This is a genomic window from Pantoea sp. SGAir0184, assembly GCF_043544755.1.
The window spans coordinates 2,493,580-2,508,249 of sequence record NZ_CP028050.1 but is presented as its reverse complement, the minus strand read 5'-3'; the positions used below and the strand labels follow the sequence as shown (position 1 = coordinate 2,508,249).

Sequence of the window (14,670 nt, the reverse complement as noted above, 5' to 3'; positions counted from 1 at the left end):
CAAATCGCACATGTTCCGCTTTTCCTCACGCTTATGGCCAAACTCGGAATTATCTGTCTGTGACAGGCGCAGGTTATGACGTGACGGCAGGGCCGTTTCTTAATGCCCTCTTTTCCTTCGATGCGGTCACAGTTTCCCGCTGAGCGATCTGACAGGCTGGCATTGTTCGCTCAATGTTAATAACAAGTTTAAATGTTGTTAATCGCCACTCTGTCCCGCAAGGAGAAACACCATGCGTTACGCTGCTCCGGGAGAAACCGGTTCTCTCATCCATCTGCAATCGCGTTATGGCAACTTCATCAACGGCGAATTTGTTCCGCCGGTAAACGGTAACTATTTTGTTAACACCACGCCGATCAACGGCTCGACTATCGGCGAATTCCCGCGCTCGGATAAACAGGATATCGACAACGCCGTGGCCGCCGCGCAGGCCGCTGCGGACGCATGGGGCAAAACCTCGCCGCAGTCGCGTTCGCTGCTGCTGCTGAAAATTGCCGACCGGCTGGAAGCCAATCTGGAAGCCATCGCGGTCAATGAAACCTGGGATAACGGTAAGCCGGTGCGTGAAACCCTGGCGGCTGATTTGCCGCTGGCGGTTGACCACTTCCGCTACTTTGCCGGCTGCGTGCGCGCCCAGGAAGGCACCGCGGCAGAGATCGACGAATTCACCGCCGCCTACCACTTTCATGAGCCGCTTGGGGTCGTCGGACAAATTATTCCGTGGAACTTCCCGCTGCTGATGGCGGCGTGGAAACTGGCGCCGGCGCTGGGTGCCGGTAACTGCGTGGTGCTGAAGCCCGCCGAACAGACGCCGCTCTCCATTACCCTGTTGATGGAGCTGATTAAAGACCTGGTGCCGCCGGGCGTGATTAACGTGGTGCACGGCTACGGCAAAGAGGCCGGCGAGGCGCTGGCTTCGCATCCGGGTATCGCCAAAATCGCTTTTACCGGATCGACCGCCACCGGCGGCCACATTCTTGAGCTGGCGGCAAAAAGCCTGATCCCGTCCACCGTCGAGTTGGGCGGCAAGTCGCCCAACATTTTCTTCGAAGACATCATGCGGGCGGAGGAGAGCTTCATCGAAAAAGCGGCCGAAGGGGTGGTGCTGGGCTTCCTCAATCAGGGCGAAGTCTGTACCTGTCCGTCACGCGCGCTGGTGCAGGAGTCGATTTTTGAGCCGTTTATGGCGGCGGTGATGAAGCGCATCCAGACCATTAAACGTGGCGATCCGCTCGACACTGAGACCATGATCGGCGCGCAGGCGTCGCAGCAGCAGTTCGACAAAATTCTCTCTTACCTGGAGATTGCTCAGCAGGAGGGCGCGCAGGTGCTGCACGGCGGCGGGGTGGAGAAAATCGGTGAGGCGTTTGCCAGCGGTTACTACATTCAGCCGACGCTGCTGAAAGGTGATAACAGCATGCGCGTCTTCCAGGAGGAGATTTTCGGACCGGTGGTCGGCGTGCTGACCTTTAAAGACGAAGCGGAAGCGATTGCCATCGCCAACGATTCGATTTACGGCCTCGGTGCGGGCGTGTGGACGCGCGATATTAACCGTGCTTACCGCGTAGGTCGCGCGATCAAAGCCGGTCGCGTCTGGACCAACTGCTATCACCTCTATCCGGCGCACGCCGCGTTTGGCGGCTATAAAAAATCCGGGATTGGCCGTGAAACCCACAAAATGATGCTCGATCACTACCAGCAGACTAAAAATCTGCTGGTCAGCTACAGTACGCAGCCTCTCGGCTTTTTCTGATTTAACCGGCAGCGGTGCGCGCCGCTGCCGCCTTCATGGCAACGTCACACAGCCCTGTCACAGTGCTGACAGAAAAAACAGATTATTCCCCCTGTTATTAAGACGCGTCTTGTCGATATTAAGAGACGTGAGTTTATACAGTAACGCACCGTTTTTAAGGAGAGAAGATGAACACCCTGTACCACTTTCAGGAGCAGCACGACGAAGTGCTGGATGCGGTCGAAGAGAATATCATTACCGTAAATCTGCCGGGCCGCCAGGCAATCTACGTGATTGGCCAGAACGACGACGATGCCGATCTGTTGCTGGACGTGCAGCTGCGCGGTGTGTGAGCGCCGCAGGGGCTGGCAGACAAAAAAAATCCGCAGCTTTTACGCCGCGGATTTTTTTATTGCAGGCCGGCTTATTTCACGCAGGCAGCACACTGGTTGTGGATCTGCTGGAAGAAGTCGTTGCCTTTGTCATCCACCAGGATGAACGCCGGGAAGTTCTCCACTTCAATTTTCCAGATCGCTTCCATGCCCAGTTCGGCATACTCCACGCACTCCAGACTCTTAATGCTCTGCTGCGCCAGCACCGCCGCCGGGCCGCCAATACTGCCCAGATAGAAGCCGCCGTGTTTATGGCAGGCATCCGTGACCTGCTGGCTGCGGTTACCTTTGGCCAGCATCACCATGCTGCCGCCGTTAGCCTGCAGCAGATCGACGTAGGAGTCCATGCGGCCAGCAGTGGTCGGACCGAGTGAACCGGACGCGTAACCTTCCGGCGTTTTCGCCGGGCCCGCATAGTACACCGGATGATCTTTGATGTACTGCGGCAGACCTTCGCCGTTGTCGATGCGCTCTTTCAGTTTGGCGTGCGCAATATCACGCGCCACGATGATGGTGCCGTTCAGCGACAGACGCGTTGCCACCGGGTAAGCGGAGAGCTGGGCGAGGATCTCGCTCATTGGGCGATTGAGATCGACGCTGACCACTTCGCCTTCGCCCTGCTGACGCAGCGCTTCCGGGATATAGCGGCCTGGGTTGTCTTCCAGCTTCTCGATCCAGATGCCTTCGCGGTTAATTTTGGCTTTGATGTTGCGGTCAGCCGAGCAGGAAACGCCCATGCCCACCGGGCAGGATGCGCCGTGACGCGGCAGACGCACCACGCGGATATCGTGAGCAAAATACTTACCGCCAAACTGCGCGCCGAGGCCGAGTTTCTGCGAGGCTTCCAGCAGTTCCTGTTCCAGCTGCACGTCGCGGAACGCCTGACCGTGTTCGTTGCCTTCGGTCGGCAGCGAATCGTAATAGTGGGTTGACGCCAGTTTCACGGTTTTCAGCGTGCTCTCAGCGGAAGTGCCGCCGATGACAAATGCAATGTGGTACGGCGGACAGGCCGCCGTGCCGAGCGACATCATTTTATCAATCAGGTAGTTTTTCAGCTTCGCTGGTGTGATCAGCGCTTTGGTTTCCTGATACAGATAGGTTTTGTTAGCAGAACCGCCACCTTTGGCGATGCACAGGAATTTGTATTCGTCGCCGTCAACGCTGTAGAGATCGATCTGCGCCGGCAGGTTGGTGCCGGTGTTGACCTCTTTGTACATATCGAGCGGCGCATTCTGCGAGTAGCGCAGGTTATCTTCGATAAAGGTGTTGTAAACGCCCTGAGACAGCGCGGCTTCATCGCCGCCACCGGTCCAGACGCGCTGGCCTTTTTTACCCATGATGATGGCGGTACCGGTGTCCTGGCAGGTCGGCAGCACGCCCTTAGCGGCGATTTCCGAGTTGCGCAGGAACTGCAGCGCCACGTATTTGTCGTTCTGGCTGGCTTCATCGTCCGCCAGAATCGACGCCACCTGCTGCTGATGTGACGCGCGCAGCATAAAAGAGGCATCGTGGAACGCCTGCTGCGCCAGCAGCGTCAGCGCTTTCGGGTCGACTTTCAGGACTTCTTCGCCGTCAAAGTTGGCCACCGAAACATGGTCGCGGCTCAGCAGATAGTACTCGGTATCATCTTTGGCGAGAGGAAAGGGATTCTGGTAGTAGAAGGGTTTGTTCGACATGTTGGCTCACTTAGCTTCGTGTTGCCCGCCAGCATGACGGGCGACAAATTAGGCGATCTGTTATTCGATTTTCTCTCGCCAGTCCGCGGCAAGAGCTGACTGGCGAGTATCATACCACTTTAACGTTGTTACGCGGCTGCGTTTTTAACATCAAAGCAACATCATCAGAACATCATCACCATCCACGGATAGGCAATGACCATCAGCGCCACCAGGAACAGGGCACCAAAGATGGTACCGAGACGCCAGTAGTCTTTGGTTGGCAGGTAGCCGCTACCGTAGTAAATCGGGCTTGGGCCCGTGCCGTACGGGGTGATAATGCCCATCACACCCAGTGAGGTACACATCATCAGACAGAACACCGGCATGTTGATGCCCGGAATCGAGGCGGCAATGGTCAGCATGGCAGGCAGCAGGGCGGTGGTGTGCGCCGTGGTGCTGGCGAACAGATAGTGCAGCAGGTAGAAGGCCACCAGCAGTACCACCGCAGACACCTGCGGGTCGTAGCCGTGCAGCAGCAGCGCACCCTCTTTACCCAGCCAGGCGATGAAGCCTACGCGCGCCAGACCATCAGCCAGCGCGACCAGCGTGGCAAACCAGGCAAAGGTGTTCCAGGCGGCTTTGTTGCTGGTGATGTCGTTCCAGTTCAGCACGCCGGTCCACAGCATCAGCACGATAACCAGCAGGGCGGCCATCGCCGGTTCAATCCACGCAGTGGCGAAGATCCACATCATCAGCGCAGCGACCACGAACACCAGCAGCAGAATTTCATTGCGCGACAGCGGACCCAGTTTCTCCAGCTCGGCTTTGGCCCAGCGTGGCACTTCGTCATTCACTTTTACTTCTGGTGGATAGAGCCAGTAAGCCAGCAGCGGCATGGTGAGAATCAGCAGGATACCCAGCGGCAGGAAGGCGAGGAACCACATGCCCCACGAGATATCAAAGCCAACCACGCTTTTTACCAGCGCCAGCGCCAGCAGGTTAGGGGCCAGCGCGGAGAGGAACATTGAGCTGGTGATACAGGCGGCGGTGATAGCAACCCACATCAGGTAAGAACCAATTTTGCGTGCGCTTGGGTCGTTAGGTTTAGAACCGTACAGCGGCGGCAGGTTGGCAATGATGGGGTAGATAGTCCCGCCGCTGCGCGCGGTGTTGGACGGCGTAAACGGTGCCAGCAGCAGGTCGGCAAAGGTGATGGCATAGCCGAGCGTCAGGCTGCGACGGCCGAGATATTTCACCAGAATCAGCGCCAGGCGGCGACCGAACTGGGTTTTATCGTAGCCGGCGGCAAACATGAAGGCGCCGAAAATCAGCCACACGGTGGAGTTGCCGAAGCCGCTCACCGCCCATTTAAACGCCTGTCCGGCCGTTTTGAACTTCGGATCGGCCAGTTCTGCCGGGCTGAACAGCACGTACTGGCTGAACAGCGCGATGATCACCACACCGGTCAGGCCGATGACCGCGCCCGGCAGCGGTTCGAAGATCAGGCCGACAATCACCCCGACGAAGATGGCGAAGAAGTGCCACGCGTACGGCTCCAGCCCGGCAGGGGTGGGCACCAGCAGCAACAGCACGGCAACCACGATCGGCAGGCACAACATGACTAGCCGGTTCTTTTTCCCCGGTGCGGCAGGTGGCGCCTTTAGGGGTTCACTCTGGGTTGTTTGTGTATTCATAGTTTTGGTCTGCAAGTTATGGGAATGCGATTGACGGCCCGGTCGGGTTGATTTTTTTAGTTACGAAACGCTTGTAGCAGATCAACCGGGACGTTTTAAAGTGTCTTTTACATGAATCTTCGTTATTGCAATTTTGCTTCGCGAATTATCAATTGAATGACGCTATGATGCGATTAATTAAAATATCTATTTTGATCTGGATCAATAAAATTATTAGCGGGTTTTTTGTTTTAACGTTTTGCGCCGTAATAAATGAACCAACAGGTGTAAAATATGTGTTAAAAGTGAACGGAACGGCAAAAATACCGCCAGAATCGGTCGAAAGGTGCTTTTTATCTCTTTGATATTACGTCATTTGTTTTAAATGTAAGGAAAAAGTTGATTTTTGTCAAGTATTGGTTAAAACTTAGCGGAGCGCGGATTTCAGCAATGAGCAATAAAAAGTATTTTCACGCGTAAAACTTATATAACTAACATTCTGGGTTATGTAACTAAATAAAATGGTATATTTATACCATGAAGTCGGACCACTTAAATTAATTATAAAGACCTCCGAACTGCCAAAGAATTGAATACACGATTTCTTAATTCTGGAGTTGCTCATCATGAATACGCTCACCCCGATTCTTAATCCGCTGACATTACCGAAAGGGGCGGTGCTGAAAAACCGCCTGGTGATGGCCCCGATGACCACCTGTACCGGCTATTACGACGGCGGCGTGACCAGCGATCTCGTTGAATATTATCGCGTGCGTGCCGGCAGCATCGGCACCGTGATCGTCGAGTGCGCCTTTATCGATAACCGCGGTCCGGCGTTCCCGGGCGCTATCGGCATCGACAGCGACAACAAAATCCCTGGTCTGGCCAGAATCGCGCACGCCATCAAGTCCCAAGGTTCCAAAGCCATTCTGCAGATTTACCACGGCGGCCGCATGGTTGAGCCCGCGCTGATCGGCGGGAAAACCCCGGTCGCGCCCAGCGCTATCGCCGCGCCACGTGAAGGTGCCAGCACCCCGCAGGCGCTGACGGCGGAAGAAGTGGAGGTGATGATCACCAAGTTTGGTGATGCGGTGAACCGCGCCATCAAAGCCGGCTTCGACGGCGTGGAGATCCACGGCGCTAACACCTACCTGATTCAGCAGTTCTACTCGCCTAACTCTAACCAGCGTGACGACAAATGGGGCGGCAGCCGCGATAACCGCGCGCGCTTCCCGCTGGAAGTGCTGGAAATCACCCACAAAATGGCGGAGCGCTTCGCCGCAGCGGATTTCATCATCGGCTATCGCTTCTCACCGGAAGAGCTGGAAGTGCCCGGTATCCGCTGGGACGACACGCTGTACCTGCTGGAAAAACTGGCGGCGCGCGGGCTGGATTACGTGCACTTCTCCGTCGGCCAGCTGCTGCGTCCGTCGATTGTCGACACCCAGGATCCGACGCCGTTAATCAGCAAATACATTGAACAGCGCTCGGCGACGCTGGCGAAAGTGCCGGTGATTGGCGTTGGCGGCGTGGTGAACAAAGAGGATGCCGAACTGGCGCTGGCCTCGGGCTTCGATCTGGTGGCGATTGGTAAAGCCTGTATTGCCTATCCGGACTGGGCCGATCGCATCATCAAAAACGAGCACATGGATCTGTACATCGATAGCACCAAACGCGAAGCGCTGACCATTCCGGAACCGCTGTGGCGCTTCTCGCTGGTGGATGCGATGATCCGTGACGTCAGCGATGGCCATCGTAAGTACAAAGCCGGCGTTTACCAGGCGAAAGTGGAAGCCGAAGCGCTGAAGCTGAAAATCAACGTAACGCTTGACACCGACCGTATCACCGACATCTCGCTGGTGCCGGATCCTAACCTCGACGTCGATTTCACCAGCACCTTTGAAAGCCTGCGTGAACGTATTCTGGTGGCGAACAGCCCGCACGTCGATGCCATCACCGGCGCTACCACGCAGAGTGAGGCGCTGAAGAAAGCGGTATCGCGCGCGCTGACCACCTCCAGCAAAGAGTATGTGATTGAAGAGGGCGGTAACCCGAATGCGCCGGTCAACTACGATGTGGTGGTGGTCGGTACCGGCGGTGCCGGTCTGGCGGCGGCGATTCAGGCACACGATGACGGCGCGCGCGTGGTGATCATTGAGAAGATGCCCACCATTGGCGGTAACACCATCAAAGCGTCGGTGGGGATGAATGCCGCGGAAACCCGTTATCAGAAACTGAAAGGCATCGAAGACAGCAAAGAGCTGTTCTACGAGGAAACGCTGAAAGGCGGCAAATTCAAAAACAATCCGGTGCTGCTGCGTGAGTTCGTTGAGCGTGCGCCAGAAGCCATTGAGTGGCTGGCGGCGAAAGACATTGAGCTGAGTGATATCACCATCACCGGCGGCATGAGCATTGACCGTACGCACCGTCCGGAAGATCGCTCGGCGGTGGGCGGCTTCCTGATTAGCGGCCTGGTGAAAAACGTTAACCAGCGCAACATCGAAGTGCTGCTGGAAACCTCAGTGGCCGAGATCCTGTTTGAAAACGGTGCGGTGACCGGCGTGAAAGTGGTCGATGAGTACAACGACAGCCGCATCCTGAATGCGAAAAGCGTGATTGTGGCCACCGGTGGCTTCAGTGCTAACCGCGAGATGGTGGTGAAATACCGTCCGGAGCTGGATGGTTTCGTCACCACCAACCACAAAGGCGCCACCGGCAGCGGTATCGCCATGCTGCAGAAAATTGGCGCCGAGACTGTCGACATGGGCGAAATCCAAATCCACCCAACCGTTGAGCAGACCACCTCGTACCTGATTTCCGAAGCGATGCGCGGCGGCGGGGCGATTCTGGTCAGCCAGGCCGGTAAGCGTTTCTACAATGAAATGGAAACCCGTGACAAAGTTTCTGCCGAGATTATCGCGCTGCCGGAAAAAAGCGCGTGGATCGTGTTCGATGAGCAGGTACGTGCCAACAACAAAGCGGCGGACGAATACATCGCCAAAGGCTTTGTGATTAGCGCGCCGACGCCCCACGAGCTGGCGGTGAAACTCAACATGGATCAGGAAACGCTGCAAAGCACGCTGGGCCGTTACAATGAGTTTGTGATTAACCAGAAAGACGAAGACTTTGGCCGTGCCACCGCGCTGCGTCATCCGCTCAATCAGGGGCCGTTCTTCGCGATTCGTATCGCACCGGGCGTGCACCACACCATGGGCGGCGTGACCATCAACACTGAGACCGCGGTGCTTGACGCACAGAAACAGGTGATTCCTGGTGCCTGGGCGGCGGGTGAAGTGGTCGGCGGCATCCACGGTGCGAACCGCATCGGCGGTAACGCCGTCGCCGATATCATTATCTTTGGTATCAAAGCGGGCCGTAATGCCGCTAAACTGGCGTTAGGTAACTAAGCTATCACGATGCCCGCGCCCTGCGGGCATCGTTCTCTTGCGGGGCCACAATGACAAGCGACGCTGGCGTCCATTCCTATTCTGCCGTCCTCATGGGTTCGCCCATTCTGCTTAAACTGTTCGAAGACAATCCCACGCTGGCCAGCCAGGTCTTTCGCCTGATCAAACAGCAGGAAAACCTGTTTACCGTCAACCGCGCCGAATCTGAAGTGATGGCCATTAATCAGGCAGCCGGACGCCATCCGGTGGTGGTGAGCGCGCCGGTTTTTGCGCTGATTAGCGTGGCGCACGCGGTGAGCATCCTGCCGGACAGCGCGTTTAACTTCACCATCGGTCCGGTGGTGAAACGCTGGAAGATTGGTTTTCAGGGGCGTGAAGTGCCGCCCGCAGCGGAGATTGAGACGCTGCTGCGCCTGACCGATCCGCATCAGGTGGTACTGGATGCCGAACAGCACTCGGTGTTTCTGCCGCTGCCGGGCATGGAGATCGATCTGGGCGCCATTGCGAAAGGCTACATCGCCGATGTGGTGCAGGCATTTCTGCGTCAGCAGGGTGTTGCGCAGGCGCTGATTAATCTCGGTGGCAATGTGCAGACGCTGGGCAGCCCGCCGCATCAGCCGCAGGGCTGGGGTATCGGGCTCAAAAAACCGTTTGGCCGGGACGATGAACTGCTGGGTACGCTGCAGGTGCAGGGCAAATCGGTGGTGACGTCCGGGATTTATGAGCGCTACTTTGAACGCGACGGCCGCTGCTGGCATCACATCTTTGATCCGCGCACCGGCTATCCGCTGGACAATGAGTTATTGAGCGTGACGGTGATTGCCGATCGCTCGCTGGATGGCGATATCTATACCACGCTGCTGTACGGCATGGGCGTAGAGCAGGGGCTGGCGTATCTCGCCGGCCAGCCTGACATCGACGCGGTGTTTGTCACCCGCGATCGGCAGATTATCTGCTCACCGGCGCGCCATTTCCGCTTCAGCCAGCTGGATTTCAGCTGGCAGCTGCGTCACTGACAGTACTGCTGCAGCAGCGAATGGTACTCCGGCTGCAGGCGATAGCGATACACCGGGCGGCCGGTGGCACCGTAGTGAATGCTGGTGAACAGGATATTAATCTGCGCCAGCCAGATCAGGTATTTGCGACACGAAACGCGCGAAATGTTCACCTCTGCCGCCAGCTCGTCGGTGGAAAACTCATGGCCGGGATGGGCGTCAATCCACTGACACAGCGTGCGCAGCGTCTGCGGCGTTAAGCCTTTCGGCAGCCGTTTGTTGTCGTGCTGGGTGGCCGGGCTGCCGTGCATCAGCAGATCGAGGTCCGACTGCTGATAGTAGTGCTGATTGTCCATCAGCGATTTTTTCTGCCGCCAGCCGGTCAGCGCCTCTTCAAAACGCGGGAACTGGAACGGTTTGATCAGGTAGTCGACTACGCCGTAGTGCAGCGAGGTTTTGATGTTCTCCGCGTCGGCCGCTGACGAAATGATGATCACTTCTACTGAACTCTGCGCCTGGCGCAGCTCCGGCAGCAGATCGAGCCCGTTCTCCTGCTGCATATAGATATCCAGCAGCACCAGGTCGATCGGCGTTTCGCTATTAAACAGGAACTCGCGCGCCTGCTGCAGCGTCGCGGCGGTACCCACGCAGTGAAAGCCCGGTACCTGGCCGATAAAGCTGCGGTTCAGCTCGGCCACCATGGCGTCATCGTCGACCACTAACACGTTAATCATGCGGTTTGGTTCCTCCATCCCACGGAAGTTGGACTAAAAATTGGGTGAACACGCCGGGCTCGGACTCCACGCTGACGCTGCCGCCGAGGTGCTCCGTCTGCTGTTTCAGCAGGAACAGGCCGACCCCGCGATCCTCGCCTTTGGTAGAGAAGCCCTTGTCAAACACGGTTGCCAGATGCTGCGGCGCAATACCCGGTCCGTCATCGCTCACTTCACAGGTCAGCCAGCCGTTCTGATAGTGCAGCATGACGTGGATTTCGCCCTCGGTCTGCTCACTCATCGCATCCAGCGCATTCTCCACCAGGTTGCCGACCACGGTGATCAGCGCCGCCATCTGCTGCTCGTTGCCGCTGTCCGGCAGGTAACTGGCATCGCTGATGGTCAGACGATGGCCGCAATCAGAGGCGCGGTTAATTTTGCTGAGCAGAAAACCGGCAATCACCGGTGATTTGATCTTCTCCAGCAGGAAGCCGATTTCCGTCTGATAGTTATTAGCGGTCTTCAGAATATAGGCTTCTACCTGCGCATAATTTTTCATGTGCAGCAGGCCGAGGATCACATGCAGCTTATTCATGAACTCGTGCGAGCGCTCACGCAGGGCATCAACATAGTTTACCATGCCGGTCAGACGCTGCATCAGCTGGCTGATTTCGGTCTTGTCCCTGAAGGTGCAGACCGCGCCGATAATGCGTCCCTGACTGCGCACCGGCACGGTGTTGCTCAGCAGCAGACGGCCATTGACGTTGAGCTCCTCATCGCGCCGTGCGCGACCGCTGTGCAGCACTTCCTGCAGATGCTGGTCGATCACCGAGGCATCATAAATGCGCGCGGTACTCACTACGCTGCTGCCCATTTTATCGCTCAGCAACTGGCGCGCCGCCTGATTGACCAGCGTCACCTCGCCCTGATCGTCCATCGCCACCACGCCTTCCTTGACGGAGTTAAGGATCGCCTGGCGCTGCTCAAACAGGGTGGAAATTTCGTATGGCTCGAGGCCGAACAGGATACGCTTCAGCACGCGCACCAGAATGAAGGTGCCAACCGCGCCGGCAAAAGTGCCGATCAGAATGGTCCACAGAATGCTCCAGCGACTCTGGTTGATCTGGTCGGTGACCGCCTCCAGCGAGATGCCGATAGCCACCACGCCAATCTGCCGCTGCTGGGCGTCATACACCGGGGTAAACACGCGCAGCGATTTGGCCAGCGAGCCCTGATTCACGGAGACATTCTCGTTGCCGCGCAGCGCCGGTTCGATGTCCGGGCCGATAAAGTGTTTGCCCACCAGCTCCGGATTACGGTGCGAGTAGCGGATGCCATCCATGTTGGTGATGCTGATAAACAGCAGATGGTTGCTCTCTTCCACCGCTTTGGCGATGGGCTGGATAGCGGCCCGATCGGGCGGCAGGCGCAGCGCCTGCTGAATTTCGGGGGATTTCGCCAGCGTGCGCGCTACCGCCATGGCTTTATCCTCCAGCTGGCTGCGCGTCGCGGCCCCAATCTGGAAGAAATAAAACATGTGTACGCTCAGCAGCACCAGCACAATCACCGCGCTGAGCATTAGCGTCACCAGGGTGTTGAGCTTCATCGGTCGCCTGCGCGCCGGCGTGGCTTGCTGTGGAGAGGTCATGATCGTGCTCTGCGGAAAACGGGGGGCTATTATGACGGATAATCCGCAGCGGGTCGCGCTAAATGCAGGAAGGCCGTCAGCGATGACGACCTTCCGTGGGGGAGAGCGGGCGGGTTAACCCTGTTTCACCCGGTTAGCGAAGCTTTTACGCAGTTTCTGCAGCTTCGGCGGGATCACCGCCAGGCAGTAACCGTTGCGCTGGCCGGCACCATCCCAGTAATCCTGATGATAATCTTCTGCCGGGTACCAGGCTTTCAGCGGCTCGATGGTGGTCACCACCGGCACGCTGTGATCTTCCTGCGCGCGGGCAATTGCCGCAATCGCTTCGGCTTCCTGTTCCGCGTTAGCCGGGAAAATCGCCGAACGGTACTGGGTGCCGACATCATTACCCTGACGGTTCAGCTGAGTGGGATCGTGGGTGGCAAAGCTGATGTCCAGCAGATCGCCGTAGCTCACTTTCTCCGGATCGAAGCCTACGCGAATCGCTTCGGCGTGGCCGGTCGCGCCGCTGCACACCTGCTCGTAGGTGGGATTAGGACGTTCACCGCCGGTGTAACCACTTTCGACTGACTCGACGCCAATCACATCTTTAAATACTGCTTCGGTGCACCAGAAACAGCCACCCGCGATAATCGCATATTCGGTTGCCATTGTTTTACTCCTGTCAGGGCGAAAGCGTTAGAGTGGGGGTTCAGCACGCTGAATTCAAGCCGCTTTCTGTTAACATTTCTGGCGCAACCCGGCGCGGCTTAGCCCGCCGCTGCTCGCTCATCACGCGTAAACGGCCTGGGCTGGTGGCGTGCAGCATCACTTTGCCTTCACGCGCGGCACGTCACTAATACGCGTGGTGTAAGCCGGAGACAGCATGTCGCGTTTCATCGCCCAGGGTTTCTGAATGCCCTGACCGGCAAACCACAAGGCACCGCGCTGGTGGGCGTTGATCTTATCCATCAGCGCCATCAGCTGATCGCTGTTACGGCGCGGCTGATAGTCAGCAAACAGATCAAGCTGCGCCACCCCGTCGCTGAAAAAGTCGCCCAGCATTACGCCGCCTTTCAGGTAGCGCTTGCCGGGGATCCAGATGCGATCCAGGCAGTTGAGCGTGGCCTGAATGATGTCGCGGCTGTCGGCGGTAGGGGTAATCAGCGTCTGGCTGGCGGCATTGGCATAGTAGGGCTGATGCGGATCGTGCGGGCTGGTGCGGATAAAGGTGCCGATGTAGCGGCAATACTGGCGCTCGCTGCGCAGTTTCTCCGCTGCGCGTGCCGCATAGCTGGCGATGGCTTCGCGCATATCCTGATAGTCGGTAATGCGATCGCCAAACGAGCGCGAGCAGAGGATATTTTGCCGGTGCGGAATCACCTCTTCAAACGCCAGGCAGGGTTCGCCGCGCAGCTCGCGCACGGTGCGCTCCAGCACCACGCCGAAATGCTTGCGGATCAGCGCTGTGGGGGTCTCCGCCAGCTGCAGAGCGGTTTGAATGCCCATCAGGTTCAGCTTGTTCGATAAACGGCGGCCGACGCCCCACACTTCCTCTACGCCCACCCGCTGCATCAGGCCGCGCTGGCGCGCCGGATCAGAGAGGTCCATGACGTTTTCGGCTTTGGTCCAGCGTTTGGCCGCCCAGTTAGCCAGCTTGGCGAGGGTTTTCGTTGGCGCGATGCCGACGCCCACTTTCAGGTGCGTCTCTTTCCACAGGCAGTCACGTACCTGCTGTCCAAAGCGCGTCAGCGAGGTGTAGCCTTCAATTCCGCTGACATCAAGAAAGGCCTCATCAATCGAATAGACGTCTACGCGCGGCGCCAGCCGGTCGAGCGTCTCCATCACGCGCGCCGACATGTTGCCGTACAGCGCATAGTTAGATGAAAACACCACCACCTGATGACGCATCAGCTCGTCGCGATGTTTAAACCAGGGCGCACCCATTTTGATGCCGAGCGCCTTCGCTTCGCGGCTCAGCGAGATAATGCAGCCATCATTGTTTGACAGCACCACGATCGGCCTGCCGCGCAGATCCGGGCGAAACACGGTTTCGCAGCTGGCGTAGAAAGAGTTTACGTCGACCAATGCATACATCATCGGTACCCTGAAAATACTGTATATAAAAACAGTATGTGCCGGAAGTGTAGTAAAGATCAAGCGGCAGGATTGTGCATTGCCGAATGTGCGAGCTGGAGCAAGTTACTAACTGAACGGTCTCTGAGAGACAAAATTTTTATGACATTTCCGTATCCCAGTCTAATGCGTCGAAACGCCAGCAAGCCTGCCTGGTCGCATGCATTCCTGTGAAAAAATTAACAGTCTGAAGGATAATCAGTAGTAAACCATAAACCCGCTTAACCGTGAGATTAAAAAGTAAAGTAACGCTATTTTGCTCAACGTTTTTGGCAGTATAAGTAATATAAATAAATAAGGTTTTTGCTTACCTCTCACTGAATTTAATTTCAAGTTC

The 14,670-nt window shown here is 57.1% G+C and carries 10 protein-coding genes; 4 read left to right on the top strand and 6 right to left on the bottom strand.

From position 1 onward, the window contains the following. The first annotated feature begins 232 nt into the window (after positions 1-232). Together C1N60_RS11800 and C1N60_RS11795 are read left to right on the top strand one after the other, a co-directional pair. Positions 233-1,753 (top strand): acetaldehyde dehydrogenase ExaC, encoded by a 1,521-nt coding sequence (locus C1N60_RS11800; protein WP_394520873.1) that lies wholly within the window; start codon positions 233-235, stop codon positions 1,751-1,753. Positions 1,754-1,920: 167 nt separating this feature from the next. Beyond that, a complete protein-coding gene (locus C1N60_RS11795) occupies positions 1,921-2,085 on the top strand; it encodes a hypothetical protein (RefSeq protein WP_021506344.1) in 165 nt (54 codons plus the stop codon). A gap of 71 nt (positions 2,086-2,156) precedes the next feature. Here C1N60_RS11795 and fumA read toward each other — a convergent pair whose 3' ends face one another. Both fumA and C1N60_RS11785 read right to left on the bottom strand, forming a co-directional pair. Continuing rightward, positions 2,157-3,800 (bottom strand): class I fumarate hydratase FumA, encoded by a 1,644-nt coding sequence (gene fumA, locus C1N60_RS11790; RefSeq protein ID WP_058769655.1) that lies wholly within the window; start codon positions 3,798-3,800, stop codon positions 2,157-2,159. A gap of 164 nt (positions 3,801-3,964) precedes the next feature. Beyond that, positions 3,965-5,476, bottom strand: a complete 1,512-nt coding sequence (locus C1N60_RS11785) for an anion permease (protein ID WP_058769656.1) — start codon at positions 5,474-5,476, stop codon at positions 3,965-3,967. A gap of 605 nt (positions 5,477-6,081) precedes the next feature. Between C1N60_RS11785 and C1N60_RS11780 the strand changes: the two genes are divergently transcribed. Next, positions 6,082-8,862 carry a flavocytochrome c gene (locus C1N60_RS11780; protein WP_021506341.1) on the top strand — a complete coding sequence of 927 codons (2,781 nt, stop codon included), beginning with the start codon at positions 6,082-6,084 and terminating at the stop codon, positions 8,860-8,862. Between the two features lie 50 nt (positions 8,863-8,912). Beyond that, complete coding sequence (locus tag C1N60_RS11775; RefSeq protein ID WP_152391094.1) at positions 8,913-9,878, top strand: FAD:protein FMN transferase; 966 nt, start codon at positions 8,913-8,915, stop codon at positions 9,876-9,878. On the opposite strand, the gene dcuR is transcribed toward C1N60_RS11775, so the two are convergent. From dcuR to umuC, 4 genes are all read right to left on the bottom strand, one after another. Next, positions 9,872-10,591: a two-component system response regulator DcuR gene (gene dcuR, locus C1N60_RS11770; protein ID WP_021506339.1), complete on the bottom strand. Its 720-nt coding sequence runs from the start codon at positions 10,589-10,591 to the stop codon at positions 9,872-9,874. The two genes, C1N60_RS11775 and dcuR, sit on opposite strands and share 7 nt — an antisense overlap. Beyond that, a complete protein-coding gene (locus C1N60_RS11765; protein WP_348878802.1) occupies positions 10,584-12,218 on the bottom strand; it encodes a sensor histidine kinase in 1,635 nt (544 codons plus the stop codon). Before C1N60_RS11765 ends, dcuR begins: the two co-directional genes overlap by 8 nt. Positions 12,219-12,332: 114 nt before the next feature. After that, positions 12,333-12,869, bottom strand: a complete 537-nt coding sequence (gene msrA, locus C1N60_RS11760) for a peptide-methionine (S)-S-oxide reductase MsrA (RefSeq protein WP_021506337.1) — start codon at positions 12,867-12,869, stop codon at positions 12,333-12,335. A 156-nt stretch (positions 12,870-13,025) separates the two neighbouring features. Further along, positions 13,026-14,294 carry a translesion error-prone DNA polymerase V subunit UmuC gene (gene umuC / locus C1N60_RS11755; protein WP_021506336.1) on the bottom strand — a complete coding sequence of 423 codons (1,269 nt, stop codon included), beginning with the start codon at positions 14,292-14,294 and terminating at the stop codon, positions 13,026-13,028. Between the last annotated feature and the right edge of the window lie 376 nt (positions 14,295-14,670).